At 65.2% G+C, this 26,417-nt stretch carries 26 protein-coding genes; 16 read left to right on the top strand and 10 right to left on the bottom strand.

Annotated features, from left to right (window positions below; translation table 11 throughout):
* Position 1: 1 nt before the first annotated feature.
* From WBR68_RS09295 to WBR68_RS09265, 7 genes are all read left to right on the top strand, one after another.
* Entirely contained in the window at positions 2 to 556 is a 555-nt protein-coding gene (locus tag WBR68_RS09295; protein WP_230694016.1) for a hypothetical protein, read from the top strand.
* Between the two features lie 74 nt (positions 557 to 630).
* On the top strand, positions 631 to 1,845 hold the full coding sequence (locus tag WBR68_RS09290) for a beta-ketoacyl-ACP synthase (RefSeq protein WP_230694015.1): 1,215 nt from the start codon (positions 631 to 633) through the stop codon (positions 1,843 to 1,845).
* Positions 1,842 to 2,330 (top strand): ApeP family dehydratase, encoded by a 489-nt coding sequence (locus WBR68_RS09285; protein ID WP_127184142.1) that lies wholly within the window; start codon positions 1,842 to 1,844, stop codon positions 2,328 to 2,330. The genes WBR68_RS09290 and WBR68_RS09285 overlap by 4 nt, the downstream gene beginning before the upstream one ends.
* Positions 2,327 to 3,058 (top strand): 3-oxoacyl-ACP reductase FabG, encoded by a 732-nt coding sequence (gene fabG, locus WBR68_RS09280; RefSeq protein WP_050450073.1) that lies wholly within the window; start codon positions 2,327 to 2,329, stop codon positions 3,056 to 3,058. The genes WBR68_RS09285 and fabG overlap by 4 nt, the downstream gene beginning before the upstream one ends.
* On the top strand, positions 3,058 to 4,284 hold the full coding sequence (locus WBR68_RS09275; protein ID WP_050450074.1) for a beta-ketoacyl-ACP synthase: 1,227 nt from the start codon (positions 3,058 to 3,060) through the stop codon (positions 4,282 to 4,284). Before fabG ends, WBR68_RS09275 begins: the two co-directional genes overlap by 1 nt.
* A 55-nt stretch (positions 4,285 to 4,339) precedes the next feature.
* Positions 4,340 to 4,780, top strand: a complete 441-nt coding sequence (locus WBR68_RS09270) for a hypothetical protein (RefSeq protein WP_050450075.1) — start codon at positions 4,340 to 4,342, stop codon at positions 4,778 to 4,780.
* A gap of 50 nt (positions 4,781 to 4,830) precedes the next feature.
* Positions 4,831 to 5,292 carry a GatB/YqeY domain-containing protein gene (locus WBR68_RS09265; protein WP_050450076.1) on the top strand — a complete coding sequence of 154 codons (462 nt, stop codon included), beginning with the start codon at positions 4,831 to 4,833 and terminating at the stop codon, positions 5,290 to 5,292.
* A 12-nt stretch (positions 5,293 to 5,304) separates the two neighbouring features.
* Here the strand turns inward: WBR68_RS09265 and dinB are convergent, their stop codons facing one another.
* Positions 5,305 to 6,387: a DNA polymerase IV gene (gene dinB, locus WBR68_RS09260; RefSeq protein WP_050450077.1), complete on the bottom strand. Its 1,083-nt coding sequence runs from the start codon at positions 6,385 to 6,387 to the stop codon at positions 5,305 to 5,307.
* Positions 6,388 to 6,504: 117 nt separating this feature from the next.
* Here dinB and WBR68_RS09255 point away from each other — a divergent pair, with 117 nt between their 5' ends.
* Positions 6,505 to 6,921, top strand: coding sequence for a PaaI family thioesterase (locus WBR68_RS09255; protein ID WP_050450078.1), 417 nt, complete (start codon positions 6,505 to 6,507; stop codon positions 6,919 to 6,921).
* Positions 6,922 to 6,960: 39 nt separating this feature from the next.
* Here WBR68_RS09255 and WBR68_RS09250 read toward each other — a convergent pair whose 3' ends face one another.
* Positions 6,961 to 7,416, bottom strand: a complete 456-nt coding sequence (locus WBR68_RS09250; protein ID WP_050450079.1) for a BPTD_2524 family lipoprotein — start codon at positions 7,414 to 7,416, stop codon at positions 6,961 to 6,963.
* A 137-nt stretch (positions 7,417 to 7,553) separates the two neighbouring features.
* On the opposite strand from WBR68_RS09250, the gene WBR68_RS09245 reads away from it, so the two are divergent.
* The gene (locus WBR68_RS09245; protein ID WP_370641208.1) at positions 7,554 to 9,470 is read left to right on the top strand and encodes a S9 family peptidase; all 1,917 of its coding nucleotides are present in this window, start codon (positions 7,554 to 7,556) and stop codon (positions 9,468 to 9,470) included.
* Here WBR68_RS09245 and WBR68_RS09240 read toward each other — a convergent pair.
* Together WBR68_RS09240 and WBR68_RS09235 are read right to left on the bottom strand one after the other, a co-directional pair.
* Positions 9,467 to 10,708: a GGDEF domain-containing protein gene (locus WBR68_RS09240; RefSeq protein WP_127184139.1), complete on the bottom strand. Its 1,242-nt coding sequence runs from the start codon at positions 10,706 to 10,708 to the stop codon at positions 9,467 to 9,469. The two genes, WBR68_RS09245 and WBR68_RS09240, sit on opposite strands and share 4 nt — an antisense overlap.
* A 424-nt stretch (positions 10,709 to 11,132) precedes the next feature.
* Positions 11,133 to 12,371, bottom strand: a complete 1,239-nt coding sequence (locus tag WBR68_RS09235; protein ID WP_230694014.1) for an MFS transporter — start codon at positions 12,369 to 12,371, stop codon at positions 11,133 to 11,135.
* A gap of 165 nt (positions 12,372 to 12,536) precedes the next feature.
* Here WBR68_RS09235 and WBR68_RS09230 point away from each other — a divergent pair, with 165 nt between their 5' ends.
* Both WBR68_RS09230 and WBR68_RS09225 read left to right on the top strand, forming a co-directional pair.
* Positions 12,537 to 13,355 (top strand): AraC family transcriptional regulator, encoded by an 819-nt coding sequence (locus tag WBR68_RS09230; protein ID WP_050450083.1) that lies wholly within the window; start codon positions 12,537 to 12,539, stop codon positions 13,353 to 13,355.
* Positions 13,356 to 13,616: 261 nt separating this feature from the next.
* Positions 13,617 to 16,277, top strand: a complete 2,661-nt coding sequence (locus WBR68_RS09225; protein ID WP_230694013.1) for a PBP1A family penicillin-binding protein — start codon at positions 13,617 to 13,619, stop codon at positions 16,275 to 16,277.
* A 63-nt stretch (positions 16,278 to 16,340) separates the two neighbouring features.
* On the opposite strand, the gene WBR68_RS09220 is transcribed toward WBR68_RS09225, so the two are convergent.
* Positions 16,341 to 17,054, bottom strand: a complete 714-nt coding sequence (locus tag WBR68_RS09220) for a metallophosphoesterase (RefSeq protein WP_230694012.1) — start codon at positions 17,052 to 17,054, stop codon at positions 16,341 to 16,343.
* 243 nt (positions 17,055 to 17,297) lie between these two features.
* Between WBR68_RS09220 and WBR68_RS09215 the strand changes: the two genes are divergently transcribed.
* Positions 17,298 to 18,473, top strand: coding sequence for a PepSY-associated TM helix domain-containing protein (locus WBR68_RS09215; protein WP_050450086.1), 1,176 nt, complete (start codon positions 17,298 to 17,300; stop codon positions 18,471 to 18,473).
* On the top strand, positions 18,470 to 18,673 hold the full coding sequence (locus tag WBR68_RS09210) for a hypothetical protein (RefSeq protein WP_050450087.1): 204 nt from the start codon (positions 18,470 to 18,472) through the stop codon (positions 18,671 to 18,673). The genes WBR68_RS09215 and WBR68_RS09210 overlap by 4 nt, the downstream gene beginning before the upstream one ends.
* Positions 18,674 to 18,747: 74 nt before the next feature.
* Here WBR68_RS09210 and WBR68_RS09205 read toward each other — a convergent pair whose 3' ends face one another.
* Entirely contained in the window at positions 18,748 to 19,575 is an 828-nt protein-coding gene (locus tag WBR68_RS09205; protein WP_230694011.1) for an aldo/keto reductase, read from the bottom strand.
* A gap of 285 nt (positions 19,576 to 19,860) precedes the next feature.
* Here WBR68_RS09205 and WBR68_RS09200 point away from each other — a divergent pair, with 285 nt between their 5' ends.
* Both WBR68_RS09200 and WBR68_RS09195 read left to right on the top strand, forming a co-directional pair.
* Positions 19,861 to 21,666, top strand: coding sequence for an ABCB family ABC transporter ATP-binding protein/permease (locus tag WBR68_RS09200; protein ID WP_230694010.1), 1,806 nt, complete (start codon positions 19,861 to 19,863; stop codon positions 21,664 to 21,666).
* Between the two features lie 51 nt (positions 21,667 to 21,717).
* Positions 21,718 to 22,116 (top strand): Rieske (2Fe-2S) protein, encoded by a 399-nt coding sequence (locus WBR68_RS09195; protein WP_230694009.1) that lies wholly within the window; start codon positions 21,718 to 21,720, stop codon positions 22,114 to 22,116.
* A 21-nt stretch (positions 22,117 to 22,137) separates the two neighbouring features.
* On the opposite strand, the gene WBR68_RS09190 is transcribed toward WBR68_RS09195, so the two are convergent.
* Entirely contained in the window at positions 22,138 to 23,121 is a 984-nt protein-coding gene (locus tag WBR68_RS09190) for a bile acid:sodium symporter family protein (RefSeq protein WP_230694008.1), read from the bottom strand.
* Positions 23,122 to 23,236: 115 nt separating this feature from the next.
* On the opposite strand from WBR68_RS09190, the gene WBR68_RS09185 reads away from it, so the two are divergent.
* Entirely contained in the window at positions 23,237 to 24,079 is an 843-nt protein-coding gene (locus tag WBR68_RS09185; RefSeq protein WP_127184132.1) for a LysR substrate-binding domain-containing protein, read from the top strand.
* An 8-nt stretch (positions 24,080 to 24,087) separates the two neighbouring features.
* On the opposite strand, the gene WBR68_RS09180 is transcribed toward WBR68_RS09185, so the two are convergent.
* From WBR68_RS09180 to WBR68_RS09170, 3 genes are all read right to left on the bottom strand, one after another.
* Positions 24,088 to 24,390, bottom strand: a complete 303-nt coding sequence (locus tag WBR68_RS09180; protein ID WP_050448572.1) for a hypothetical protein — start codon at positions 24,388 to 24,390, stop codon at positions 24,088 to 24,090.
* Between the two features lie 147 nt (positions 24,391 to 24,537).
* Positions 24,538 to 25,416: an N-formylglutamate amidohydrolase gene (locus WBR68_RS09175; protein ID WP_230694007.1), complete on the bottom strand. Its 879-nt coding sequence runs from the start codon at positions 25,414 to 25,416 to the stop codon at positions 24,538 to 24,540.
* A 2-nt stretch (positions 25,417 to 25,418) separates the two neighbouring features.
* On the bottom strand, positions 25,419 to 26,411 hold the full coding sequence (locus WBR68_RS09170; protein ID WP_050448574.1) for a Bug family tripartite tricarboxylate transporter substrate binding protein: 993 nt from the start codon (positions 26,409 to 26,411) through the stop codon (positions 25,419 to 25,421).
* Between the last annotated feature and the right edge of the window lie 6 nt (positions 26,412 to 26,417).

The raw sequence follows: 26,417 nt of genomic DNA, 5'->3' as shown, positions 1-26,417 counted from the left end.
CATGCATCCCCTTTCAACCCTCCTGTCTCCGCGCCGCGCCATCGCCACGGCGATGCTGCTTGCCGCGCTGGCCGGTTGCGCCAGCGCCCCGCCCGTTCCCGCGCGCGACGCCCACTTTTCCTTGCCGCGCCAGTTGCATGTGGTGCAGTCGGCCACCGGCCAGCCACGGGTGGACACGATGCTGGTGGTGCAGCGCGAAGGCGCGGCGTTGCGCTGGTCGCTGTTTGACCCGATGGGTGTGCCGCAAGCGCGGCAGATGCTGGAAGCCGGTCGCTGGCGCAACGATGGATTTCTGCGTCCCAACGCCCAGGCCCGCGATCTTTTCGCCGCGCTGATGTTCGCGTGGACACCGCAGGCAGAGCTGGACGCGGCCTACGGCGCGGGCGCGTGGCGCGCGCAGCGGCACGATGACGGCACTGCTGAACGCAGCCTGCTGGATGGCGCCCAGGTTCGATGGATGGTGCGCTGGCCGCAAGCCGCGCGGCCCGACGTCTTTACCATCAGCGGCGCCGATGGCGTCATGTGGCGGGTCGAACCGCTGAAGGAGTCGCCATGAATGGAAGCCGCAATGGACCGGGCTGCAATGGACCGGGCTGCAATGAAGGGGAGCCGACATGAACGGGAGCCGACATGAATAAAAGCCCCATGACCAGTTGGCTGAGCGCCCCCGGCATCGTCTGCGCGCTGGGCGCGGGCGTGGACGCCGTTGCGCAAGCGGCCTTCAGCGGCGATACGCACGGCATGCGCAGGCAGGCCGGCTGGGTCAACGGCCGCAGCCTGACGCTGGGCGCTTATGACGGCGCCTTGCCGACGGTGTCCGACGCCCTGCCCGCCCATCTGCACAGCCGCAACAACCGCCTGCTGCTTGCCTGCGCGGACCAGATCGCGCCGACATTGCAACGCGCCATCGCCCGCCATGGCCCGGCCCGCGTTGCCGTGGTGCTGGGCACCAGCACGTCGGGCGTGAACGACAATGCGCCAGATTTCCGGGCGCTTGCCGCCGAAGGCGCCTTTCCCCCTGGCTACGATTACCGCCGTCAGGCACTGTCATCGCCCGCCTCGTTCCTGGCCGCGCATCTAGGCGTGACCGGCCCGGCCTACACGCTGTCCACCGCGTGCACATCCAGCGCCCGCGCGCTGCTGTCGGCACGCCGCTTGTTGGCCCTGGGCCTTTGCGACGCGGTGGTGTGCGGCGGCGCGGATACGCTCTGCCGCCTGACGATCAATGGCTTCGCCACGCTGGAAGCCATCGACGAGAGGCTTTGCCAGCCGTTCTCGGCCAACCGCCGTGGCATCAACATCGGCGAAGCCGGCGTTCTGTTCGTGATGGAACTCGACGCCTCTGATGCGGATGCCGTGGCCCTGCTGGGCGGCGGCGCCAGTTCGGATGCCTGGCACATGTCGGCGCCCGAGCCCTCCGGCGCGGGCGCGCGGCAAGCCATGCTTGCCGCCCTGCGCGCCGCCGACGTTACGCCCGCCGACATTGGCTGGGTCAATTTGCATGGCACCGGCACCGTGCACAACGACGCGATGGAAAGCCTGGCCATGCATGCCGTGTTTCCCGAAGGCGTGCCCTGCGCGTCCACCAAGGCCTTGACCGGTCACACGCTGGGCGCCGCCGGCGCCATGGAAGCGGCGCTGGCATGGATCACCTTGTCCGAGCGCACGGCCGATGGCCGGCTCATGCCCCACGTCTGGGACGGTCAGCCCGACCCGGCGTTGCCCGCGCTGGATTTCAGCAACGGCTTGCACCGCTACGCCCAAGGCCGGCCCCGCATCGCCATGAGCAACTCATTCGCGTTCGGCGGCAACAACGCCAGCCTGATCCTGGGAGCCCGCCCATGAACGCATGCCCCTGGCCCATTGCCAGCCTGCTGCCGCACGCCGGCAACATGATCCTGATCGACGACGTGCTGGGCTACGACGCCGACAGCCTGCGCGCCCGCGCCGTCGTCAAACCCGGCCCCTACTCCTTGCCGGACGGCTCGCTGCCGCCCTGGCTGGGTATGGAGTTCATGGCGCAAGCCGTGGGCGCCTGGGCCGGTTGCCACGCGCGCGAAGCGGGCGCCACCGTCAAGCTGGGATTCCTGCTTGGCACCCGGCGCTATGACTGCCACTGCGATGGCCTGCCCGTGGGCATGGCCTTGTCCATCCACGTCCAACGCGGCCTGATCGACGCCAGCGGCATGAGCGTTTTCGAATGCGAATTGCGCGAAGAGCGTAATGAAAGCAACGAAGGCGACGACGCCCCTCTGCTGGCGCACGCCCGGCTGAATGTGTATCAGCCCAAGGACCCCAACGAATTTACTCAGGAAGCCCCCCTCACATGAGCGCTGCCCCCATACTCGTCACCGGCTCCAGCCGCGGCATCGGCCGCGCCATCGCGCTGGCCCTGGCCGACGCCGGCCATGACCTGGTCCTGCATTGCCGCCAACAACGCGAACAGGCCGAAGCCGTGCTGGCCGAGGTCACCGCGCGCGGCCGCCAGGCCCGCATCCTGCAATTCGACGTGTCCGACCGCGCGCAATGCGCGGCCGTGCTGCAAGCGGACGTGGACGCGCACGGCGCCTATTACGGCGTGGTGCTCAACGCCGGGCTGACGCGCGACGGCGCGTTCCCGGCGCTGACCGGCGACGACTGGGACCAGGTGCTGCGCACCAACCTGGACGGCTTCTACAACGTGCTCAGCCCGCTGGCCATGCCCATGATCCGGCGCCGCGCGGCGGGCCGCGTGGTCTGCATGGCGTCGGTGTCGGGCCTGGTGGGCAACCGTGGCCAGGTCAACTACAGCGCGTCCAAGGCCGGCCTGATCGGCGCCGCCAAGGCGCTGGCCGTTGAACTGGCCAAGCGCCAGATCACCGTGAACTGCGTGGCGCCCGGCCTGATCGATACCGACATGATCGACGAGCACGTACCCGTTGAAGAAATCCTGAAGGCGGTGCCGGCCCAACGCATGGGCAAGCCCGAAGAGGTCGCCGCCACGGTGGCCTTCCTGATGTCGCCCGGCGCCGCTTACATCACGCGCCAGGTCATCGCCGTCAACGGAGGCTTGTGCTGATGAACCGCGTCGTCATTACCGGCATGGCCGGCATCAGCGCGCTGGGCTCGGATTGGGCCAGCGTGCAGCAAGCATTTCAATCGGGCCGCAGCGCCATCCGGTACATGCCCGACTGGTCGCGCTTTGCTGAACTGAATACGCGGCTGGCCGGGCCGGTGGAAGATTTCCGCGTGCCCGCGCACTGGACCCGCAAGCAACTGCGCAGCATGGGCCGCGTGTCGCAACTGGCCGTGCGCGCCGCCGAACTGGCGCTGGAAGACGCCGCGCTGTTGGGCGACGCCAGCATCACCGACGGCCGCATGGGCGTGGCCTGCGGCTCGTCGGTGGGCAGCACCGCTGAAATCCGCGCCTTCGGCAATATGCTGCAAAACGGCGTCACCGACGATCTGAACGCCAATTCCTATGTGCGCATGATGCCGCACACCACGGCCGCCAACGTCGGCATTTTCTTCGAACTGAAGGGCCGCATCATCCCCACGTCCAGCGCCTGCACCTCGGGCAGCCAGGGCATCGGCTATGCCTACGAGGCCATCCGCTACGGCCGCCAGCAGATGATGCTGGCCGGCGGCGCGGAAGAACTGTGCGCCAGCGAAGCGCTGGTGTTCGACGCGCTGTATGCCACCAGCCAGCAGAACGACACGCCGGAACTCACGCCCCGCCCCTACGACCGCGACCGCGATGGCCTGGTCATCGGCGAAGGCGGCGGCATGCTGGTGCTGGAATCGCTGGACCACGCGCTGGCGCGCGGCGCGCGCATCCATGCCGAAGTGGTCGGGTTCGGCAGCAATTCAGACGGCACCCACATCACCCGGCCCGAAGCCGCCACCATGCGGGTCGCCATGGAAATGGCGCTGGCGGATGCCGGCCTGCCCCCGGAGGCCATCGGCTACGTAAACGGCCACGGCACCGCCACCGAACAAGGCGACATCGCCGAAACCCAGGCCACGCACGCGCTCTTCGGCAGCCGCATGCCGATCAGCTCGCAGAAAAGCTATCTGGGCCACACGCTGGGCGCCTGCGGGGTGCTGGAGTCCTGGTTCAGCATCGAAATGCTGAATCGCGACTGGTACGCGCCCACGCTGAACCTGCGCAATATCGATCCGCGTTGCGGCGAACTCGATTACCTGCAAGGCGATGGCCGCCGCATGAGCAACGAGTACGTCATGAACAACAATTTCGCGTTTGGCGGCATCAACACGTCCCTGGTTTTTCGCCGCTGGCCTTGAGCCGGCGTCCTCTCTTTCAGCCCTTGATTCACTTTCATAACCGGAAACGCTCGTCATGAAGATCACCTACAAGCTGTTTGGCGCCCTGTCCCTGTCGCTCGCCTGCTCCGCTCACGCGGTGGCGGCGGATCGCACCGTATTCCTGCCCCTGCAACCCGCCATCGACGCCGCGCTGGCGGCGGGCAAGATCGACGGCAGCGTGAAGTTCTACCTGGCGGGCACCGGCCCGAAAGGCCAGGTGCTGGAAGCGGGCGTGGTCACCAACCGCAAGACCAACGCCTTTGCCAAGAAAGACGCGGACGCCTGCCTGTGGGTGGCCCAATCGGCGGTGATCGCGCTGCATGAAGCCGCCAAGAAGGCCAACGCCAACGCCGTCACGAATATCGTCAGCTACTATCGCAAAAAAGAATACAGCAGCAAGACCGACTACGAATGCCACGCTGGCGCAGTGGTGGCGGGCGTGGCGCTGCGCGGCGACCTGACCCGGCTGAAGTAAACCCGATTTACACTTGCGGATTGCCGCAACACCACCCAAAAGGTTCACTTATGAGCACTGCTACGCTCAAGACCCGCCTCTCTGATGCCGTCAAGGACGCCATGCGCGCCAAGGCCTCGGAACGCCTGACCACGCTGCGTTTCCTGTTGGCTGCCGTCAAACAGAAAGAAGTGGACGAACGCCGCGAGCTGAACGACGCCGAAATCACCGCCATCATCGAAAAGCAGGTCAAGCAGCGCCGCGAGTCCATCGCCGCGTTTGAACAGGCCGGCCGCACCGAAACGGCGGAACAGGAAAAGGCCGAACTGCTGGTGCTGCAAGAATTCTTGCCGCAAGCCGCCACGCCTGAAGAAGTGGCCGCCGCCATCGACGCCGCCCTGGCCGAAGTGGCCGCGCAAGGCGTGACCGGCGCGCCCGCCATGGGCAAGGTCATGGCGCTGTTGAAGCAGGCGCTGGCTGGCCGCGCCGACATGACGGCGCTGTCGCAGCAGGTCAAGGCGCGCCTGGCCTGATCCCGCCACCGTTCAGAACGCGCCGCCAAACAGATCTGGCTGGCGCGCCTGTTCGGCGGGGTCGGCAAAATTGCTCATCCCCACCCCTGCCAGCCGGTACAGCGTTTCCGGCGGCAGTTCCACACGCTCGCACAGCAGCCTGGCCACCGAGGCCAGTTCGGCCGCCGAACCGGGCGGGTTCAAGCTGGTCTGGCTGCGCGTCAGAATGCGAAACCGGTCGGTCTTCAGCTTGAGCACCACCGTGCGCCCCAGCGCGCCCTTCTTCAAAGCCTGATCCCAGACCTTGTCCGCCATGCGGTCGATGGCGTCGCCCAAGGCGTTCAGGCGGATATCTTCCGAAAACGTGGTCTCCGCCGACACCTGCTGCAAGGGCTGGTCGGTCTGAACCTGGCGTTCGTCGATGCCGCGCGCCAGCTCGTACAGGCGCCGGCCGTAACGGCCGAAATAATGCGACAGCTCTTCCACGCTGTGCGTGGCCAGGTCGCCCACCGTCTGAATGCCCAATTGCTCCAGGCGCGCCTGCGTCACCTTGCCCACCCCTGGCACCTTGCGCACCGGCAAGGGCTGCAAGAATTCCAGCACCTTGGTAGGCCGGATCACGAACTGGCCGTCGGGCTTGTTCCAGTCTGACGCGATCTTGGCCAGGAACTTGTTGGGCGCAATGCCGGCCGACGCGGTCAGGCCCGTTTCTTCCTTGATCTGCTGGCGGATGACTTGCGCCACCTCGGTCGCGGACGGCAACCCGTATTTGTTCTGGGTCACATCCAGATAGGCCTCGTCCAGCGACAGCGGTTCGATCAAATCGGTATGGCGGGCGAAGATCTGCCGGATCTGGCGCGACACGTCGCGGTATCGGTTGAAGTCCGGCGGCACATAGATGGCGTGCGGGCAAAGGCGTTCGGCGCGGATGGCGGACATGGCCGAATGAATGCCGAAGCGCCGCGCCTCGTAAGACGCGGCGCACACGACCGAGCGCGGCCCGGTCCACGCCACAACGACGGGCTTGCCACGCAGCTCGGGGTTGTCGCGCTGTTCGACGGACGCATAAAACGCATCCATATCCACGTGCACGATCTTGCGCAAGAGTTCAGACATTCCGATGAAGACCAGGTGGCCGCCAACGCGTCGTGCTGGCGGACGCTGGCGGGCACTGCAAAAAAATATATTATGACCGGCTGAATCGCTTACCCACTGCCTACCCACCCACCTTCCATGACCGCAACCGCTTCCACCGACTACTTCGGCCTGACGATCCCCTTCATGCACTTCATTGGCCTGGTGCCCGAAAGCATCGCGCCGGGCTTCGCCCGCACCACGCTGCCCTGGCGCCAGGACCTGACCAACAGCCGGGGCGATGTGCATGGCGGCACGCTCATGAGCGTGCTGGACTTCACCCTCAGCGCGGCGGCACGCGGGTCGGCCGACGCCACCGAAGGCATGGCCACCATCGACATGAACACCACGTTCCTGTCGCCCGGCACGGGCGACCTGGTCATTGAAGCGCGCTGCCTGCGCCGCGGCGGGTCCATCGCCTTCTGTGAAGGCGACATCCGCCGTGCTGATGGCGAACTGGTGGCGCGCGCCACTGCCACGTTCAAGATCGTGCGCCGCCGCCCGGGCGGCGACTGACGAGTTTCTGACCAGCCCCCCCGCCCTCGGCGCCGGGGCTTAGTCCGGCAGGTCGCGTGAAGGCTTGACGGGCGTGCGCGGGTCCAGCGGCATGTAGCTGCTGCACGACGTGATGCTGTAGTAGATGGCGTCTTGCATCGCGCGCATTGCCGCCGCGTCCCAGGTGCCCTTGCCCCACATCACGATGCGCACGTCGGTGCTCTTCGGGCCAGCGGCCTTCAGGTCGACCCGCGACATGACGTTGTCGCTATACGGCGCCAGCACGCGCACCACGCCCGTCTGCGCCGCCTCGTTCAGATCGGACACCACGCGATAGGCGTTGTCGGTGCTGCGCAGGCAGTTGTTCGACTGCCGGATCACCGCGGCGTAAGCGTCCTTGAACGCAACCGGCGCCTTGAATTCGCTGTGCGGCGACGCGCTGTCCGACGAGATGCCCAGCGAGCAACCCGCAAGGCCCAGCGCCAGCGCCGATGCCGCGACCAAATTCCTGACCATGTAATTCTCCAGATGAACTGCCGCGATTATCCCGCAAACCGCACAGCGGCATAAGTGGGGCCGGTTCGACACCGTCCGCGCGACTATGGCATTATCAACCGCATCCAAAACGCGGAGGTCTTGCCTTGTTTTCATTCATGACGCGCACCGTCCTGGCCGCCAGCATGGCCGGCATCGTCGGCACCACGCTGGGCGCCTGCGCCACCCAGCCGCCGCCCCGCGCCTATCCCCTCAAGGACTTTTTCCGCAATCCGGAACGCGGCTTCTTCCGCCTGGCCGACGACGGCCGCACGCTGGGCTTCATGCAGCCCACCAGCGTGGACGGCCAGCCGGCCCGCATGAACATTTATGTGCAGGCGCTGCAAGGCAGCAAACTGGTGGGCGAACCCCGCCGCCTCACCAGCGAAACCGCCCGCGACATCTCCAACTATTTCTGGAAGGGCGCCGACGTGGTGCTCTATCAAAAGGATTTTGGCGGCGACGAGAACTACCACGTGCTGGCCGTCAACGCCAAGACCGGCAAGATCACCGACCTGACCCCGTATGACGGCGCGCGCGCCAGCATCGAAGACGATCTCGAAGACGACCCCGATCACGTCCTGATCAGCCACAACCAGCGCAACCCCGAGGTCTTTGACGTCTACCGCGTCAACGTCCACACCGGCGCGGCCGTGCTGGTGGCGCAGAACCCGGGCAACATCGTTGGCTGGCAGACCGACCACGCGGGCAAGGTGCGCGCCGCCGTCACCAGCGACGGCCTGAACACCACCCTGCTCTACCGCGACGACGAAGCCTCGGAATTCCGCCCGCTGATCACCACCGACTACCGCACCAACGTCAGCCCGTCCTTCTTCACGTTCGACGACAAGAAGATCTACGCGCTCAGCAACCGCGGTCGCGACAAGCTGTCGCTGGTGGTCATCGACCCGGCGCGCCCCGACGCCGAAGAAGAGATCTTCACCCCCGACACCGTCGACCTGGACGGCGCGGGTTACTCGCGCAAGCGCCGCGTGCTGACCCTGGCGGCCTACCAGACCGACAAGCCGCAATTCAAGTTCTTCGATGCGCAGTCCGAAGCCTTGTTCAAGACGCTGACGGAAAAGCTGCCGGGCTACGAGATCGCGCTGCAAGGCTCCAACCGTGACGAAAACGTGTTCATCGTCGCCGCCTACAACGACCGCACGCCGGGCTCGCGTTATCTGTACGACGCCACCTCCGACACGCTGACCAAGCTGGCCGACATCAACCCGGCCATCCCGGAAAGCGACATGTCGCACGTGCGGCCCATCAGCTACCAAAGCCGCGACGGGCTGACCATCCACGGTTACCTGACGCTGCCCGCCGGCCGCGACCCCAAGAACCTGCCTTGCATCGTCAACCCGCACGGCGGCCCCTGGGCGCGCGACGGCTGGGGCTATAACCCCGAAACGCAATTCCTGGCCAACCGCGGCTTCTGCGTGCTGCAAATGAACTTCCGCGGCTCGACCGGTTATGGCCGCGCCTTCTGGGAAGCCAGCTTCGGGCAATGGGGCCTGAAGATGCAGGACGACATCACCGATGGCGTGCAGTGGCTGATCAAGCAGGGCATTGCCGACCCCAAGCGCATCGGCATCTACGGCGCCAGCTACGGCGGCTACGCCACGCTTGCCGGCGTGGCCTTCACGCCCGACCTGTACGCCGCGGCGGTGGACTACGTGGGCGTGTCAAACCTGTTCACGTTCATGAAGTCGATTCCGCCGTACTGGAAGCCCATGCTGGACAAGATGCAGGACATGGTCGGCCATCCCGAACGCGACAAGGACCGGCTGGCCGCGACCTCGCCCGCGCTGCATGCGGACAAGATCAAGACGCCGCTGTTCGTGGCGCAAGGCGCCAAGGACCCGCGTGTCAACAAAGACGAAAGCGACCAGATGGTGGCCGCGTTAAGGGCGCGCGGCGTTGAAGTGGAGTACATGGTCAAGGACAACGAAGGCCACGGCTTCCACAACGACGAGAACAAGTTCGAGTTCTACGAAGCCATGGAAAAGTTCCTGACGCAGCACCTCAAGCCTTAACGTCCGGCGCCTTCCTGAGTCACCAGCGGCCCATTCGCCGCTGGCGCCATCCCCATCAGGCTGCTCACCTGCATGCGGCTTGGGGCGCGCCCCCCGAACGCCATTTCCACCCGGTCGCGCCCTTGCTCCTTGGCGCGGTACAGTGCCACGTCGGCGCGTGCCAGGATCACGTCGGCGCTATCGCCATCCTGATAAGAAGCCAGGCCGCCGCTGGCGGTCATGGGCACTTCCACCCCCTGCAGGTATAGCGGCGTGTCGCGCAGCGCATCGCACACGCGCTGTGCATGCACCAGCGCGCGTGCGGGGTCGCAGTCCACCATCAGCAGCACGAATTCTTCGCCTCCCAATCGGCCGACACGGTCGGTGGCGCGCACCGCGTTCTGCGCCACCTTGGCGAAATGGCGCAGCGCCGTGTCGCCGGCCGCATGGCCATAGCGGTCGTTGATGGATTTGAAATGGTCGATGTCCAGCACCAGCACCGCCAGGGGCCCGCCCGAACGCCCGCAGCGTTGCAGTTCGCGTTCGAGTTCATCCAGGATGCTGCGGCGGGAATGCACCTGCGTCAGGCCGTCAAAGGTCAGCGCCGCCTGCATCTGCTCGGACAAGCGGGTCTGCACCAGCAACAGCAGCGCCAGAAACAGGGCGGGCACGGTGACCGACCCGCATACGATGAAGAACAAGGCCCACGGCGACGGCTCCGTCAACGATACCGGCGCCACCCAGCCCGCGCCATAAACCAGCACGCGCAGCCCATGCAGCACGGCCAGTGCAAAAATGGACAACATCAGATACAGCACCACGCCGCGCGTGCGGATCTGCTTGCGCTGCTGAAAGACCACCCGCCCCGTCATCAGCGCGCTGGCACAGGTAAAGCCGGAATACAGCAGCATGCGGCTGGTCAGATCATCCGTGCCGAACCACAGCAGCGCAAAACCCAGCACACACAGCGCACTGATTCCCGCCGTGCGCAGACTATGCGGGCGCAGCGAAAAGAATTGGCGCACGCCCACGTAGACCAGGCTGATGGCGCCCACCCACGCCGCGTTGGACACGATGACGGAGACGCCAGGCGGAATGAGGCTGGCGGCGGCAACGGCCAGCAAAGACAGCACCGCCAAACCGTTCGCGGCAATGAACATGCGGATACCACGCACCCCGCGCGCCTGAAACGGCAGCAGCAGCGGTAAAGCCAAGGCCGTGGCCAGCCCCCACATCAGGAAGAACAAGGAAGTCGTCATGGTTTTTGCCGGGCCGCCTTGTGGGCATGCGCCGTCGCTTCTGACCTGCTGTTGCACTGGGTTCGTAAGTGGAAACGCGTTACACGTCAGCATGTTTGATGCTTTTTGTTACCAGACGAACAAAAGGGCACTATCCCCGCAAGACGGTCAAGCGTCGTAGCGAGGGCACAATTTGTCCGGAACCTTTACCTCCCGCGCCAAGACGATTGCGCGGTAAGCACGCAGAATACGCCAAGGCCGCGGCGCCCGGTTGAACGTTTGCAGTATTTGACAGTTAAAACGTTGCTGCCGTCCGCCATTGGCATGAGCCACGGGCAGGCCCTAGATTAATTATTATGGGCCGCCCTTCATAGTCGTCCATAAGGGCTAGTGCGCGGTGGGGGCACCCATGCTTTGGTAGTGTGCCCCGCGGATAAGACTATTTTTACCGTGTCGACCGTTTTTCCACATTCGGCAGCAAAATCGCCACCACGCCCAACAACGGCAGGTAGGCGCACACCTGGTACACATAGCCGATGCTGGTGGCGTCAGCCAGCTTGCCCAGCGCGGCGGCGCCCACCCCGCCCATGCCGAACGCAAAGCCGAAGAACAGCCCGGCAATCATGCCTACCTTGCCCGGCACCAGTTCCTGCGCGTACACCACGATGGCCGAAAATGCCGACGCCAACACCATGCCGATAATCACCACCAGCGCGGCTGTCCAGAACAGGTTGGCGTACGGCAATAGCAGGGTGAACGGCGCCACGCCCAGGATGGACACCCAGATCACGATCTTGCGGCCGATGCGGTCGCCGACGGGGCCGCCCACCACCGTGCCCACCGCGACCGCGGCCAGGAACAGAAACAGGTAGAGCTGCGCCTCGCGCACCGACAGGCCGAATTTGTCGATCAAATAAAAAGTGAAATAGCTGTTCAGGCTGGCCAGATAGAAGTATTTGGAAAACACCAGCACGCCCAACACGGCCAGCGCGCCCGTCACCTGCTTGGGCGTCAGGCCATTGCCGGCCCCATCGCGGCGCGCGCGCGGCTTCAGGCTGATGCGGTTGGCGCTATACCAACGGCCGATGCCCGTCAGCACCACGATGCCGAACAAGGCCGCCAAGGAAAACCAGGCCACGCTGCGCTGCCCATGCGGAATGATGAACAACGCCGCCAATAGCGGCCCCAACGCCGACCCCACATTGCCGCCCACCTGAAACAAGGACTGTGCCAGGCCATGCCGCCCGCCCGAGGCCATGCGCGCCACCCGCGACGATTCCGGATGGAATACCGACGACCCCGTGCCCACCAGCACCGCCGCCACCAGCAGCCAGCCGAACGACGGCGCCACCGACAGCAGCAGCAGGCCCAGCAAGGTAAACCCCATGCCCACCGGCAAGGAATACGGCTTGGGATGACGGTCCGTATAAAAGCCGATGAACGGTTGCAGCAACGATGCCGCCAGTTGATACACCAAGGTGATCAGCCCGATCTGAGCAAAAGACAGGCTGAACGAATCCTTCAGCATGGGGTAGATGGCCAACAGGATCGACTGGATCATGTCGTTCATCAAGTGCGCCACGCTGATCGCGCCCAGCACTTTGAAGGCGGTCGACGGGGCGGCGGCGGGTGCGGGCAGGTTAGCGTCAGAGATGCCGGCAACGGGGTTCTGGACGGAAGTCATGGTTATGCGGAAGGGAAAGAGGGGTATGCCCGGCCAACCGCCAGGACCAGCCCACAGTGTAAAAACGCGCCATGGATACGATCTGCCAATATTCGTCGCCTAAGTGACAAAATAGCGGCATTGCGCGTTCAACTTCGCCCTACTCCTTTCGTCGGAAGTGACATCATGCCCATCCGCCTGCCTCCGCCAGACCTTTCGCGCAGCGTAAATGCCCAGGACTACCAGGACCGCCCGCGGGTGGTCACCGCGATGGCCAAGGAATTTCGGGCGGGTGCGCAGACCGGCGCGCATTCCCACCCGCGCGCGCAATTGATCTATGCGGCCGAAGGCGTCATGCGCGTCACCACGCCCAGCGGTTTCTGGGCGCTGCCGCCCCTGCGCGCGCTGTGGGTGCCGGCCGGTGTGCCGCACGGCGTGGAAATGGTGGGCACGGTGGCCATGCGCTCGCTCTACATCCAGGCTGATGCCGCAGCCAGATACTGGCAACAGTGCCAGGTGATTGAAGTCAGCGCCCTGCTGCGCGAGCTGATCCTGGCGCTGACCGCCGAACCCATCGACTACCCGCTGGGCGGCCGCAGCGAGCAGATTGCCGCGCTGATCCTGACGGAACTGATGGCGGCCCGCGTGGTGCCCGTCCAGATTCCCTGGCCGCGTGACCGCCGCCTGCAAACCATCTGCTCGGCCATTCTGGCCCAGCCAGGCCTGCAACACGGTATCGAAGCCTGGGGCAGCGAAGTCGGCGCCAGCGCCCGCACCTTGATCCGGCTGTTCCAGGCCGAGCTGGGGCTGAACTATCGGCAGTGGGTGCAGCAGGTGCGCCTGGCGGATGCCATGTGCAGGCTGTCGCTGGGAGAGCCGGTGGCGCGCATCGCCGCCGACCTGGGCTACCGCAGCCCCAGCGCGTTCAGCGCCATGTTTCACCGCGCGCTGGGCGCGCCGCCACAACGCTATCAGCGCAACGCGTCAATGCTGAATGGAAGCTGAACAACTGGGCTGATCGCGACAAACGCTTGCAACCAGTCTTGCCGTTTGTCACCGCGCGAAATACATTTCATAGCGCGGTTCACAGCGCATTTCGCCGCACATTTCCCATTGCCCCCACGCGCAAGGCCCTTCTCTGCGTATCCTGGACCACGTCCCTCAAATTACCTGGCACACGCCACCCCCCGGCTCGGGCAAGTTTGGTTACCGAAACCTTATTGCACCCTGGCCGGTCTATAGCGTTCTGTCCTAGAATCGCCTGCAATGAGCACCCCCCAGCAATCCTCCGCCACCCCGGGCGGCAAATCGGGCCTTCCCTGGAAACGCATCCTGGTCAAAACGGGCATCGCCGCAGCCTGCGTCGGCGCCTGCGGCGCGCTTGCGCTTGGACTGGCGCTGGCGCTGACCTGGCCCGCCCTGCCCGACCTGCACGCCATGACCGACTACCGGCCACGGGTGCCGCTGCGCATCTACACCGCCGACAAAGTCCTGATCGGTGAATACGGCGAAGAGCACCGCAACGTGCTGCGCTTTGACGAGATTCCCCCCGTCATGCGCCAGGCCGTGCTGGCGGCCGAAGACGACCGCTTCTACAGCCACGGCGGCGTCGACTGGATGGGCGTGGCGCGCGCCGTGCTGACCAACGTGGTCAAGGGGTCGAAGTCGCAGGGCGGCAGCACCATTACCATGCAGGTGGCGCGCAACTTCTACCTGTCGTCGGAAAAGACCTATTCGCGCAAGTTCTACGAACTGCTGCTGACGTTCAAGATTGAGAACGAGCTCACCAAGGACCAGATCCTGGAGCTCTACATGAACCAGATCTACCTGGGCCACCGCGCCTACGGCTTCGCCGCCGCGTCGCGCACCTATTTCGGCAAGCCGCTGTCGGAAGTGACGCCGGCCGAAGCCGCCATGCTGGCCGGCATTCCCAAGGCCCCATCGCGCTTCAACCCCATCACCAACTTCCCGCGCGCCGAAATTCGCCAGCACTATGTGCTGGGCCGCATGAAGACGCTGGGCTACCTGACGCCTGAGCAGGCCGACCAGGCCTTGCAACAGCAGTTGACCATCCGTGGCGCCGACGGCACCAGCGCGCGCGGCTTCGCCGTGCATGGAGATTACCCGTCGGAACTGGCGCGCCAACTGATGTATGGCGTGTTCCAGGAAGACACCTATTCCAAGGGCATCGACGTCTACACAACCATCGATTCCAAGGCCCAGGAGGCCGCTTACCGCGCGGTACGCGATGGCGTGCTGGACTACACGCGCCGCGCCGTCTACCCCGGCCCGGAAGACCAGATCGACCTGCCCGATGACGTTGAAAGCGATCCGCAGGCGCTGGATGACATTCTGGACGGCGTGCAGGACACCACGCCCGACAGCGACGACCTGCTGACGGCCGTGGTGCTGTCAGCCAGCCCCACCGAGGTCAAGGTTGCCCGCAGCGCGCGCGACATCATCACCATTTCAGACAAGAAGGCGCTGGCCGTGGTGGCGCGCGCCCTGAACCCCAAGGCCAGCGACAGCCAGCGCATCCGCCGCGGCTCGGTCGTCTACATCCACAAGACCGGCGGCAAGGACGGCGACGGCTGGGAAATCATCAACATGCCGACGCTGCAGGCGGCGCTGGTGTCCATGGCGCCGCAGGATGGCGCCATCCGCGCCATGATCGGCGGCTTCGACTACCACCGCGGCAGCTTCAACCGCGTGACCCAAGCCTGGCGCCAGCCCGGTTCCAATATCAAGCCCTTCGTCTACGCCGCGGCGCTGGAACGCGGCTTCACGCCCGCCACGCAGATTTCCGACCAGCCCTTCATGCTGACCGCCGCCCAGACCGGCTCGAAGGATTGGCAGCCCAAGAACGACGGCAACAAGTACGAACCCATGCTGACGTTTCGCCAGGGGCTGTACCGGTCCAAGAACATGGTGTCGATCCGCATCCTGCAGGCCATTTCCCCACAATACGCACAGGACTACCTGACCCGCTTCGGTTTCGACAAGTCGCGCTGGCCGGCCGTGCTGCCGCTGGCGCTGGGCGCGGGCGGCGCCACCCCGCTGCAAGTGGTCAACGGCTATGGGGTGTTTGCCAACGGCGGCTACCGCGTCACGCCGTATCTGGTGGATCACGTTACGGACCGCTCGGGCAAGGTGCTGATGCAGGCGCAACCGGTCAAGGCGGGCGACGAAACGGCGCGCGCCATCGACCCGCGCACCGCCTGGGTCATGGACGACATCCTGCGAGGCGTCACCACCAACGGCACGGCCGCGCGCGCGCACCAGGTGCTCAAACGCAACGACGTGGGCGGAAAAACCGGCACCACCAACGACGCGGTGGACGTCTGGTTCTCGGGCTTCACGCCCGATCTGGCCACGACCGTCTGGATGGGTTTTGACCAGCCCAAATCGCTGGGCACCAACGAGTTCGGCAGCGGCCTGGCGCTGAGCACCTGGCTGGACTACATGCAGCCGGTGTTGAAGGGCGTGCCCGAAGTCAAGCCGGCGCCGCGTCCCGACGGCCTGCTGGTGGATAACGGTGAATACTATTTCTCGGAGTTCCCGCCCGGCCAGGCCGTGGCGTCGCTGGACCTGTCTTCCGGGGATGAACTGACCGACTTCCTGAACAACAACCTCAGCACCGACGGCGTGGATACCTCGGTAAAGCCGTTGCCGGCCCCCGGCAGCGCCGTGCCGCCGCCTAGTTTGAACAGCCCCATCCAGGCGCCGCTACAGCCTATCCCGGCGCCCAGCGCCGGCAATGCGCTGCCGGCGGTCCCGACGGCGGGGGCTTCGGCTGCGGGCATACCGGCTGCGGGCGTACCGGCTTCGGGCGTACCCGTCGCCGCGCCGGTCAATGGCGCCGATGGCGCCGCGGCCAGCGCCAGCGCAATCACGCCATCCAGCGCCGTCGTCGCGCGGCCGCTCTGATCCTCGGGTCTTGACATGCCAACGGGCGCCATTGCGGCGCCCGTCTTCGTTTCAGGGGTAGCCCTATGCTTCGACCACCAGTTCCGTCACCACCTCGCACGGCCATGCCGACAGCGACTCCAGGTCCAGGAAAGTGAAGTAGCCCGCGCGCCAACCTTCGGTATCGATGTGATAGACATTGCCCAAGGCCAAGGGCGAGGCCACCGGCGTATGCCCGGCCACCACCGCCCGCACACCCTGGATGCCCGTTCGGTTCATCTGCCGCAGCCGCTCGCGCGACCATTGGCAGGCCGCGCTGGTGCGCTTGTAGCGATCCTGCAACGCAAATTCCAGGCGCGGCCAGAACAGCACCGGGCAATCCGCATGCAGCAAGCCGACCGCGCCCTCGGACGTTTCGACTTCGATCGCGATGGGCAGTTGCGCAAAGGCCTCGGCAAACACCGTCTGCCGATCCGCGGGCAGGTCCAGGAACCAGCCGCCGCCATAGCCACGCCAGTTCTTCACGTCCACCTGCCCCGTGCGTACATGGCGGATCGCATAGTCCTCGTGGTTGCCCTGCACCGCGTAGAACCACGGGCGGGCCAGCCAGTCCAGCGCTGCCTCGCATTCCGGCCCACGGTCGACCAGGTCGCCCACCGAGAACAGCCGGTCGCGGGCGGGGTCGAAACCCAGCCGGTCCAAGCTTTCCTGTAAACGTGAAAAATGCCCGTGCACGTCGCCCACCGCAAAATCGCGGCCCAGCTCGTTGCGCGGTACTTTCACAAAACGCTGCTCCATGATGATTCTCGACAAGCGGTTGAGGGGGACATGAACCGTCCCTTGAAACACACCGTGGCGGCGCGCGCCCGGTAAACCCCGACCTGTCTTTTTAACCCGCTTTGGATTACGCAAGCCTTGCAGCCCCGCCGCCATCGAGGTCAAATAATCCGTTACGAGAATCGCTATTGTTCGTGATAATGTTCCGTACTTCCTCACAAATACCTTAAAGGGGGCCGCGCGCGTCGCCGCCCTCCCGCCGCCATGACAGCCGCGTCCACCATCAAAACCTGGTACTGGATCCACAAGTGGACCAGCCTGGTCTGCACCATCTTCCTGCTCATCATCTGCCTCACCGGCTTGCCGCTGGTGTTCCATCACGAGATCGAACACTGGCTGGATGATGGCAAGCCGCTGTCCAACGTACCGGCCGACACACCGCCCGCCAACCTGGACAAGCTGGTTGCCAGCGCCCTGACGATGTACCCGGGCGAGGTCGTCGACTACCTTTTCTTCGACCCCGATGAACCCCAGGTGTACGTCGGCATGGCCAAAACCCCGGGCGACGGCCAGGCCTCCGGCCACGCCGTCCGCATGGACGGCCGCACAGGCGAGGTGCTGCTGGACGGCCCGCTCTATACCGAAGACAAATTCTCGTTCATGGGCATCATGCTGGCCCTGCACGTGGACCTGTTCGCGGGCTTGCCCGGCGAACTGTTCCTGGGCTTCATGGGTCTGCTGTTCTGCGTGGCCATCGTGTCGGGCGTGGTGCTGTACGGCCCATTCATGAAGAAGCTGGAATTCGGCACCGTGCGCGCCGCGCGCTCCACCCGCCTGAAATGGCTGGACCTGCACAACCTGCTGGGTATCGTGACGCTGGTATGGGCGTTCGTCGTGGGGTTCACGGGCGTCATCAATGAACTGTCGACGCCGTTGTTCCGCCTGTGGCAGTCCACCGAGCTGGTCCGCATTCTTGAGCCCTACAAGGGCCAGACCGTGCCCACGCAACTGGCCTCGGCGCAGCTTGCCGCCGACACCGCCAAGAAAGCCATGCCCGGCAACGAGGTGTCGTTCATCTCCTTCCCCGGCAACGCCTTCGGCAGCCCGCACCACTACATTGCCTGGATGCGCGGCGACACGCCGCTGACCTCCAAGCTGAACACCCCCGTGTTGGTGGACGGCAAAACCGGCGAACTCACCACCGTGGCCAAAATGCCGTGGTACCTGACCGCGCTTGAGGTGTCCCGCCCGCTGCACTTCGGTGACTACGCCGGCCTGCCCTTGAAGATCATCTGGGCGCTGCTGGACCTGATCACCATCGTGGTTCTGGTCAGCGGCCTCTACCTGTGGATCGCGCGGCGCCGCGCGACGGAAGCGCGCATCAACGAACTCGTGAAAAGGCACCAGGCCGCCGCCACGCCGCAAAGGACGCCGGCATGAGCAAGCGCCAAAGCAAAAGCCGCGGTGGACGCGGTTTCATGTTCGTATGGGGCGCGCCCATTTTGCTGGGCGTGCTGAGCGTGTTCGGCCTGCTGGCCGCGCTATTGGGCACGGGCGCCTGGCACTGGGCCTCGTGGATCACGCTGACCATCCTGCTGGTGGTCATTTTGCGCTACTGGGTGTTCCCGCTGAAGCACTAGATTGCAGGCCGGGCCGTGGGGTCTTGGGGCCCCGCTGCCCCACCCCTGGCCTCGCCCCTCTCGTACCTGGCCAGCTATCGGCCGAACTGCTCAGGGTCCGGTCCCAAGCGCGCGCCGTCCTTGATGGCATCGATGGCGGCGATCTCGTCGGCGGACAACTCAAAATCAAACACGTCGATGTTCTCGCGGATGCGGGCAGGCGTGACCGACTTCGGAATCACGATCAGCCCACTCTGCAAGTGCCAGCGCAGCGTGATCTGGGCGGCCGATTTATTGTGTTTTTCAGCCAGGTCCACGATGACCTTTTCCTTGGTGACTCCGCCTTGCGCCAAGGGGCTCCAGGACTCGGTCGCGATACCGTGCCTGGCATGGAACGCCCGCAGTTCATGCTGTGCGAACCCCGGATGCAGTTCTATCTGATTCACCGCCGGCGCCACTTTCGACGACTCGATCAGTTGCTCCAGGTTGGCCTGCGTGAAGTTGGACACGCCGATCGAACGCGCGCGGCCGTCTTCCTTCATCTCGACCATGGCGCGCCAGGCGTCCAGGAACTTCGTGCTGCCCGCCACGGGCCAGTGGATCAGGTACAGGTCCACATACGCCAGGCCCAGCTTCTCCAGGCTTTCGTCCATGGCTTTGTGGGCATCGTCGTAGCCATGCTTGTCGTTCCACAGCTTGGTGGTGATGAACAGATCCTTGCGCGCCACGCCCGCGGCCCGGAGGCCCGTGCCCACGCCAGCTTCGTTGCCGTAGATGGCCGCGGTGTCCACCGACCGGTAGCCGGCCGCCAGCGCTTCCTTGACCGCGGAAGCCGCCTGGTCGTCGGGCACCTGCCACACCCCCAGGCCCAACTGCGGGATGCTATTGCCGTCGTTCAATTTCACTGCGGGTACCTTCGCCATAAGACCCTCCGAAACTTGCACCGCAACGCTCGCGCGGCGAATACGCGCCAGGTCGCGCAATCCAGGGTCCAGCCCGGCCAACCCCGAATTGAAGAGATAAAAAAACGGGCTTGCCGAGCTGCGCCCGCGCCGTAATACCAAACCCTCATCCCCTGGCAATGGTCCGGAATTACCAGGGGTTATCTCCCAAATAATAGCGCCCGTGCCCGATAATGCCCTTCATCCCGCCCGCCCTCCCCCTCATCCCGCCCCTCATCCCGCCTTCGTGCGCCCCCAAGCCCCGCCATGAATTCCCCTGACGCGCCGCCCAAGAATCGCGGCGGCTTTTCCACCTTGCGAACCCTGTTCCCCTACCTTTGGCCGCCAGGTAAAACGGGACTCAAGGTGCGCGTGGTGTTGGCGCTGCTGTGCCTGTTCGCCGCCAAGGCGGCGACCGTCTATGTCCCCCTGATCTACAAGCACGCCATTGACGAACTGGGCAAAGGCGCGCCCGGTGCGGTGACGGTGCCGTTGGGCCTGATCCTGGCCTATGGCACCGCGCGCGTGCTGTCGCTGCTGTTCTCGGAACTGCGCGACGCCATCTTCGCCCGCGTGGGCCAGCACGCCATCCGGGAAGTCGGCCTGCAAATCTTCCGGCACCTGCATGCCCTGGCGCTGCGCTTTCACCTGTCGCGCCAGACCGGCGGGCTGACCCGCGCCATTGAACGCGGCACCAAGGGCATCCAGACGCTGCTGTCGTTCCTGCTGTTCAATATCCTGCCGACGTTCTTCGAGATCGGGCTGGTCTGTATTGTGCTGTGGAAGATGTTCGACATCTGGCTGGCCGTGGCCACCGGCGCCACGGTCATCCTGTACATGGCCTATACGCTTGCGGTGACGGAATGGCGCGCCAAGTTCCGGCGCCTGATGAACGAAACCGATTCCGAAGCCAACACCAAGGCCATCGAAAGCCTGCTGAACTACGAGACGGTCAAGTACTTCGGCAACGAAGAGCACGAGGCGCGCCGCTACGACGCCTCGCTGACCCGCTACGAACGCGCGGCCGTGCGCAGCCAGGTCAGCCTGTCGATCCTGAACGTGGGCCAGGCCGCCATCATCTCGGTCGGCCTGACGCTGGTGATGTGGATGGCCGCCACCGGCATTGCCGAAGGCCGCTACACGCTGGGCGACTTCGTGCTGGTCAACACCTACCTGCTACAGCTTTACCAGCCACTGAGCTTCTTCGGCTTCATCTACCGTGAAATCAAGCAGGCCATGATCGACATGGAACGCATGTTCGAGCTGCTGGGCCAAGACCGCGAAGTGGCCGATCGCCCCAACGCCCAACCCTTGCACCTGGCGGGCGGCCAGGTTGAATTCCGCGACGTGTACTTTGGCTATGACGCGCGCCGGCCCATCTTGAAGGGCGTAAGCTTCAGCATCCCCGCCGGCAAGACCGTGGCCGTGGTGGGCACCTCGGGCGCCGGAAAGTCCACCATCGCCCGCTTGCTGTTTCGCTTTTATGACGCCGACAGTGGCGCCATTCTGGTGGACGGGCAAGACGTGCGCGGCGTCACCCAGGCCAGCCTGCGGGCGGCTATTGGCGTGGTGCCGCAAGACACCGTGCTGTTCAACGACACCATCCACTACAACATCGGCTACGGCCGCCCCGGCGCCACCGATGCCGAGATCGAAGCCGCCGCGCGCCTGGCGCACATCCATGACCTGATCATGACCATGCCCGACGGCTACCAGACCATGGTGGGCGAGCGCGGCCTGAAGTTGTCGGGCGGGGAAAAGCAGCGCGTGGCCATCGCCCGCACCATCTTGAAGAACCCCGTCATCTTCCTGTTCGACGAAGCCACCAGCGCGCTGGACACCCATACCGAACGCGAAATCCAGGCGAACCTGCGCGAAGTCAGCGCAGGGCGCAGCACGCTGATCATTGCCCACCGGCTGTCGACCGTGGCGGACGCCGACGAGATCATCGTGCTGTCGGAAGGCCGCATCATCGAGCGCGGGCGCCATGCGCAGTTGCTGGCCCAACGCGGCGTGTATGCGGGCATGTGGGCGCGTCAGCAAGACAGCAGCCACAGCGCCCCGGCGGATTGACAAGCCTGGCCCGCTATCCGAAGATCGCACCCTTTTCTTCAAAGGCCCGCCATGCAGGATTCTTCCGCCCCTGACGCCACGACGGCCCCTGGTGTCCACGTCTGTGCCTCCGCCGACCTGGTCAACGGCGGCCTGGGCGTGAAAGTGCCCGTGTCCGATGGCGCGGGCCAGACCACCGCGTTCTTCGTGCGCTACCAAGACCGCGTACACGGCTACCTGAACCGCTGCGCCCACGTTGGCGTTGAACTGGATTGGGAAGGCAGCTTCTTCACCCGCGCCGGCGACCTGATCATGTGCGCGCGCCACGGCGCCACGTATCAACCCGACACGGGCCTTTGCGTGGGCGGCCCCTGCAAGAACGGCCGGCTGACCGTGCTGACGGTTTCCGAACAAGACGGCGCCGTTTATTGGCACCCCAGCGGCAAGATCGTTCCGCGTAACGACGCTTGACGTCTATCAGGCGCCGGGGGCTTAGGCCCCGGCCACCGCCGCCTGGGCCGGGGGCTGGCGTTCCGCATAACGGCGTGCCAGCACCGCGCACACCATCAACTGCATCTGATGGAAAACCATCAAGGGCAGCACCACCACGCCCATCTGCGACGTGCCAAACAGCACCGTGGCCAGCGGAATGCCCGACGCCAGCGACTTCTTCGATCCGCAGAACACCAGCGTGATTTCGTTCTCTTTGGACATGCCCAGCTTGCGACTGCCCCAGGTGGTAATCACCAGCACAGCCCCCAACAGCAGGGCATTCACCAGCACCATCGTGGCCAGGTCTATCGCCGGAAAGGCGTGCCAGATGCCCTGCGCCACGGCCTCACTGAAGGCGGTGTAGACGGCCAGCAGAATCGAGCTGCGGTCCACCTTGGACAAGGTGCGGTTGTTGCGCTGCGCCCAAGCGCCAATCCACGGCCGCAGCAAGCTGCCCACGGCGAACGGCAACAGCAGTTGCACCAGAATGCGGCCCGCATCGGCCAGCCCGTGCCCGCCGCCCTGCCGATGCAACAGCACCGCCACCAGCAGCGGCGTCAGCACGGTGCCCAGCAGGTTCGACGCCGTCGCCGCGCAAATGGCGCCGGGCACATTGCCGCGCGCCATCGAGGTGAACGCAATGGACGACTGCACGGTCGACGACAAGGTGCACACGAACAGCACGCCTAACCACAGCGATGGGGTCAAGAGGCCCGGAAACAGCGCACGCAAGCCCAGCCCCAGCGCCGGAAACAGAATGAAGGTGGACGCCAGGATCAGGGCATGCAGGCGCACATCCTTCACGCCCGCCACGATGGCATCCGTGGACAGGCGCGCGCCGTGCAGGAAGAACAACAGCGAAATGGCCACATTGCTGGCCACCATCATGAATGACGCGCCCTTGCCCACGGCGGGAAAAAAGCTGGCGAATGCCACGGTGGCAAGCAGGATCAAAGTGAACTGGTCTGGCAGGAAGCGGCGCATGGCGTAAGGGTTTCCAAGAAATTACGGAAAACTATAGGCGCGCCGCTTGCCATCGTGAAGCCCACTGATTACTTTAACTGTCATCGGAAATCATAATGACCAGGCCGCGCCTTCCATGCTGAATCCCCTCTGGCTCAAGACCTTTACCGCCGCGGCGGCCGCTCCCAGTTTCACGGAAGCCGCTCGCCGCCTGGGGCTGACGCAACCCACCGTCAGCGAACATATCCGGCAGTTGGAACAGTCGGTCAACCGGCGCCTGTTCCTGCGCGACACTCATTCGCTGGTGCTGACCAGCGACGGCCGCAGCCTGCTGGTTCACGCCGAGATCATCCTTGACGCGCATGAGCGCGCCGAACGCCTGTTTGATGCGCCGCGCCTGCGCGGCCGCGTGCGGCTGGGCACGTCGGACGATCTGGCCATGGGTCCGCTGCCCGATGTGCTGGCCGCGTTTCGCCTGGCGCACCCTGAAGTCGAGCTGGACCTGACCATCGGCGTCACCAGTGATCTTTACAGACTGCTGGACGACAACGACCTGGATGTGATGATCGGCAAGCGCCGCCGGGGCGACCGCCGGGGCCAGACGCTGCACAAGGAAGCACTGCTGTGGCGCGCCAAGGAAGGTCTGCGCTTTGCGCCCGATGAGCCGCTGCCGCTGATTCTGCTGCGCGAGCCCAGCGTCACGCGCACGCTTACGCTGGACGCGCTGGCGCGCGTGGGGCGCAGTTGGCAGATTGTGTGCACCAGCACCAGTTACGCAGGTTGCCAGGCGGCCGCCCGCGCGGGCCTGGGCATTACCGTGCAACCCTCGCACTTGTCCACGGCGGGCCTGGCCGCGCCGGGCGGCGCGATTCAGTTGCCGGCGTTGCCGCAGGTGGAATTCATCGTCATCTCGGCGCCGTCGCCCAACAAGCCCACCCGCGCGCTGACGGAAATCCTGATGCGCAGCACCTTGACCTGAATGCGCGGCTATTCGGGTAACGGGTCGGGCACGCCGTCTTCGTCCACGCTCTGCACGCGGTCCAAGGCATTGCGCGCGGCCGACATCGCTTCGATCGTGCTGCGAAAGCGTCGGCTGACGAAGATCTCGAAGGGCTGGCCTTCCGGAGCCTGCGGCGGTTCTTCCGATTCCGCCTCGTCCTGCGCCGCATCGCCCGCTTTTGCCTTGGGCGCCAAACGCCGCGTCTCCAAAAAGGCGCGAGGCGGCGTGCGCCCTTCCGGCTGCGTCGCGTACGCCACCACAGAAAATCCGTTGATCGTCTTCTCTAGCATTGCGGTTCCCTCGCGCCACGGCCACACACGGCGCAGCTTGTTCCTAGCGACAACGGCGCGGCACGAGGAAACTTAAGCGCCATGCAAAAAGCCGGGTTGATCTGCATCAACACCGGCTTTTTCCGCCCGCCAACCACACAAGCGATTCTATTTTGTCGACGTAACCACATCCATGCGCACGCGCACGTAGTCGGCCACCTGCTCCAGTACCGTCGACAGATGCCCGCGCAGCAATTCAAAGCCCGGGTTGCGCTCGCGCGTGACCTCGTCCATGTACAAGGGGCGGCGAATTTCCACCTGCAGGCTGTGCCGATTCAGCGCGGGCTGCCCAATCTGCGCAATCAGCTGCACCCCTTTGTAGGGATCGTTGCGCGCCACCGTATAGCCCAGGTCGCGCAAGGCCTTTTCGATCAACGCGATGAACTCCGGTTCGCACGTCGTGCCGTCGCGGTCACCCAGCACGAAATCAGCCAGCGGATGTTCGCTTTGCCGACCCAGGCGCTCGTAAGCGTCGTTGGGCATGGAATGCAGGTTCAGATGCCACACCGCGCCAAAGCGCTGCTCGGCCTGGCGGATCGCCTGCGCCAAGGCGGCGTGGTAAGGCTCGTAATACGCCTGGATGCGATGCCGCACTTCGGCCAGGCTCAGCTTGCGGTCGTAGATGGGCGTGGCTTTGTCCATGCGACGCCAGATCAGCCCTTTGCCCAGGCGGGTTTTCTCACCGGGCGACAGCGCGTGCGGCCAGGGTTCGGCCAACAGTTCAGGGTCCAGGTCCTGCAGCGTGCGATTCGGATCGATATACACGCGCGGAAAGTGCGCCGCAATCAAGGTCGCACCCAGCGCGGGGGCCGCCGACCACAACGCGTCCACGTGCGTGTCTTCACCCTGGCGCAATTGCGCCCGCGTGGCCACCGCCCCGAAATCATCGGGATAGTGCTCGCCGCTGTGCGGTGAATCACAGACCAGCGGCAGCGCCGGCCCTTGGGGTTCATGCACGGAAACCACGTTGAAATCGGCAAGCGTCATCGTCAGTCAGCCTGAATGTTGGCGGCCTTGGCCACCTTGGCGTAACGGGCCAGGGCCTGATGAATCTGGTCCTGGAACTCTTGGGGGGTTGTCGGCATCAGCGTACCACCCACGTCTTCGGCCTTCTTGCGGAACTCGGGATCTTTCATCGCCGCGCGCACCGCCTGGTTAAGCGTGTCGATCACGGCCGTGGGCGTACCCGCCGGGGCCACCAGCCCAAACCAACCGCCCGTGCCCATGTCGGGGTAACCCAGTTCAATGTAGGTGGGCACGTCCGGCAGCAAGGGCGAGCGCTCGGCGCCCAGCACAGCCAGCGCCCGCAACTTGCCGCCCTTCACTTGCGGCAGCGTCGACGACAGGTTGTCGGTGATCGCGTCCACCTGCCCGCCCATCACATCGTTCAAGGCCGGGCCCGCGCCGCGATACGGCACATGCAGCAAGCGAATGCCGGACAGCATCATGAAATTCTCGATATTCACGTGGCCCAGCGAGCCCACGCCCGGCGAGGCGAAGCTGTAGCGCTCAGCCGGCGCCGCCTTCACCATTGCCACGAATTCAGCCATGTTCTTGGCGGGCAGATTCGGGTTGATCGCCAGAATGCTGGGCACCGCCAGCACATTGGCCACGGGCGCAAAATCCTTCACGGGGTCGTAATTCATCTTGCGATAGACGGCCGGATTCGAGCCGTGCGTGCTCATCGTGGCCATGCCCAGCGTGTAGCCGTCGGGCGTGGACCGCGCCACCTGCTCCATACCCATCGAGCCACCCGCGCCCGCCTTGTTTTCCACCACGATGGTCTGCTTGAGCTCTCGGCCGGCATACTCGGCCACCAGGCGGGCCACGATGTCGGTCGAGCCGCCGGCGGCGAACGGCACCACCAGCTTGATGGGTCGCGAGGGGTAATCGGCGGCGTGGACAACGCCGGCAAAAGACAGGGTGGCGAAGACGCCAGCAAGCGCGAAACGCGCGGATCGGCCAAGCAAGCGGCAAGACATGAGTCG

The sequence above is a fragment of the Achromobacter sp. JD-1 genome (genome assembly GCF_038594925.1).
Taxonomy (GTDB): domain Bacteria; phylum Pseudomonadota; class Gammaproteobacteria; order Burkholderiales; family Burkholderiaceae_B; genus Achromobacter; species Achromobacter spanius_C.
This window is presented reverse-complemented; position numbering and strand designations above follow the sequence as displayed.

What these genes read in the sequence shown, in the direction of transcription:
- WBR68_RS09240 (WP_127184139.1), bottom strand. Translation starts at nt 10,708, where the DNA reads ATGACGACTTCCTTGTTCTTCCTGATGTGGGGGCTGGCCACGGCCTTG.
- WBR68_RS09180 (WP_050448572.1), bottom strand. Translation starts at nt 24,390, where the DNA reads ATGCTAGAGAAGACGATCAACGGATTTTCTGTGGTGGCGTACGCGACG.
- WBR68_RS09275 (WP_050450074.1), top strand. Translation starts at nt 3,058, where the DNA reads ATGAACCGCGTCGTCATTACCGGCATGGCCGGCATCAGCGCGCTGGGC.
- WBR68_RS09270 (WP_050450075.1), top strand. Translation starts at nt 4,340, where the DNA reads ATGAAGATCACCTACAAGCTGTTTGGCGCCCTGTCCCTGTCGCTCGCC.
- WBR68_RS09290 (WP_230694015.1), top strand. Translation starts at nt 631, where the DNA reads ATGAATAAAAGCCCCATGACCAGTTGGCTGAGCGCCCCCGGCATCGTC.
- WBR68_RS09220 (WP_230694012.1), bottom strand. Translation starts at nt 17,054, where the DNA reads ATGGAGCAGCGTTTTGTGAAAGTACCGCGCAACGAGCTGGGCCGCGAT.
- WBR68_RS09205 (WP_230694011.1), bottom strand. Translation starts at nt 19,575, where the DNA reads ATGGCGAAGGTACCCGCAGTGAAATTGAACGACGGCAATAGCATCCCG.
- WBR68_RS09255 (WP_050450078.1), top strand. Translation starts at nt 6,505, where the DNA reads ATGACCGCAACCGCTTCCACCGACTACTTCGGCCTGACGATCCCCTTC.
- WBR68_RS09235 (WP_230694014.1), bottom strand. Translation starts at nt 12,371, where the DNA reads ATGACTTCCGTCCAGAACCCCGTTGCCGGCATCTCTGACGCTAACCTG.
- WBR68_RS09200 (WP_230694010.1), top strand. Translation starts at nt 19,861, where the DNA reads ATGAATTCCCCTGACGCGCCGCCCAAGAATCGCGGCGGCTTTTCCACC.
- WBR68_RS09210 (WP_050450087.1), top strand. Translation starts at nt 18,470, where the DNA reads ATGAGCAAGCGCCAAAGCAAAAGCCGCGGTGGACGCGGTTTCATGTTC.
- WBR68_RS09295 (WP_230694016.1), top strand. Translation starts at nt 2, where the DNA reads ATGCATCCCCTTTCAACCCTCCTGTCTCCGCGCCGCGCCATCGCCACG.
- WBR68_RS09215 (WP_050450086.1), top strand. Translation starts at nt 17,298, where the DNA reads ATGACAGCCGCGTCCACCATCAAAACCTGGTACTGGATCCACAAGTGG.
- dinB (WP_050450077.1), bottom strand. Translation starts at nt 6,387, where the DNA reads ATGTCTGAACTCTTGCGCAAGATCGTGCACGTGGATATGGATGCGTTT.
- WBR68_RS09250 (WP_050450079.1), bottom strand. Translation starts at nt 7,416, where the DNA reads ATGGTCAGGAATTTGGTCGCGGCATCGGCGCTGGCGCTGGGCCTTGCG.
- WBR68_RS09265 (WP_050450076.1), top strand. Translation starts at nt 4,831, where the DNA reads ATGAGCACTGCTACGCTCAAGACCCGCCTCTCTGATGCCGTCAAGGAC.
- WBR68_RS09185 (WP_127184132.1), top strand. Translation starts at nt 23,237, where the DNA reads ATGCTGAATCCCCTCTGGCTCAAGACCTTTACCGCCGCGGCGGCCGCT.
- WBR68_RS09170 (WP_050448574.1), bottom strand. Translation starts at nt 26,411, where the DNA reads ATGTCTTGCCGCTTGCTTGGCCGATCCGCGCGTTTCGCGCTTGCTGGC.
- WBR68_RS09190 (WP_230694008.1), bottom strand. Translation starts at nt 23,121, where the DNA reads ATGCGCCGCTTCCTGCCAGACCAGTTCACTTTGATCCTGCTTGCCACC.
- WBR68_RS09285 (WP_127184142.1), top strand. Translation starts at nt 1,842, where the DNA reads ATGAACGCATGCCCCTGGCCCATTGCCAGCCTGCTGCCGCACGCCGGC.
- WBR68_RS09225 (WP_230694013.1), top strand. Translation starts at nt 13,617, where the DNA reads ATGAGCACCCCCCAGCAATCCTCCGCCACCCCGGGCGGCAAATCGGGC.
- WBR68_RS09175 (WP_230694007.1), bottom strand. Translation starts at nt 25,416, where the DNA reads ATGACGCTTGCCGATTTCAACGTGGTTTCCGTGCATGAACCCCAAGGG.
- WBR68_RS09195 (WP_230694009.1), top strand. Translation starts at nt 21,718, where the DNA reads ATGCAGGATTCTTCCGCCCCTGACGCCACGACGGCCCCTGGTGTCCAC.
- WBR68_RS09230 (WP_050450083.1), top strand. Translation starts at nt 12,537, where the DNA reads ATGCCCATCCGCCTGCCTCCGCCAGACCTTTCGCGCAGCGTAAATGCC.
- fabG (WP_050450073.1), top strand. Translation starts at nt 2,327, where the DNA reads ATGAGCGCTGCCCCCATACTCGTCACCGGCTCCAGCCGCGGCATCGGC.
- WBR68_RS09245 (WP_370641208.1), top strand. Translation starts at nt 7,554, where the DNA reads ATGACGCGCACCGTCCTGGCCGCCAGCATGGCCGGCATCGTCGGCACC.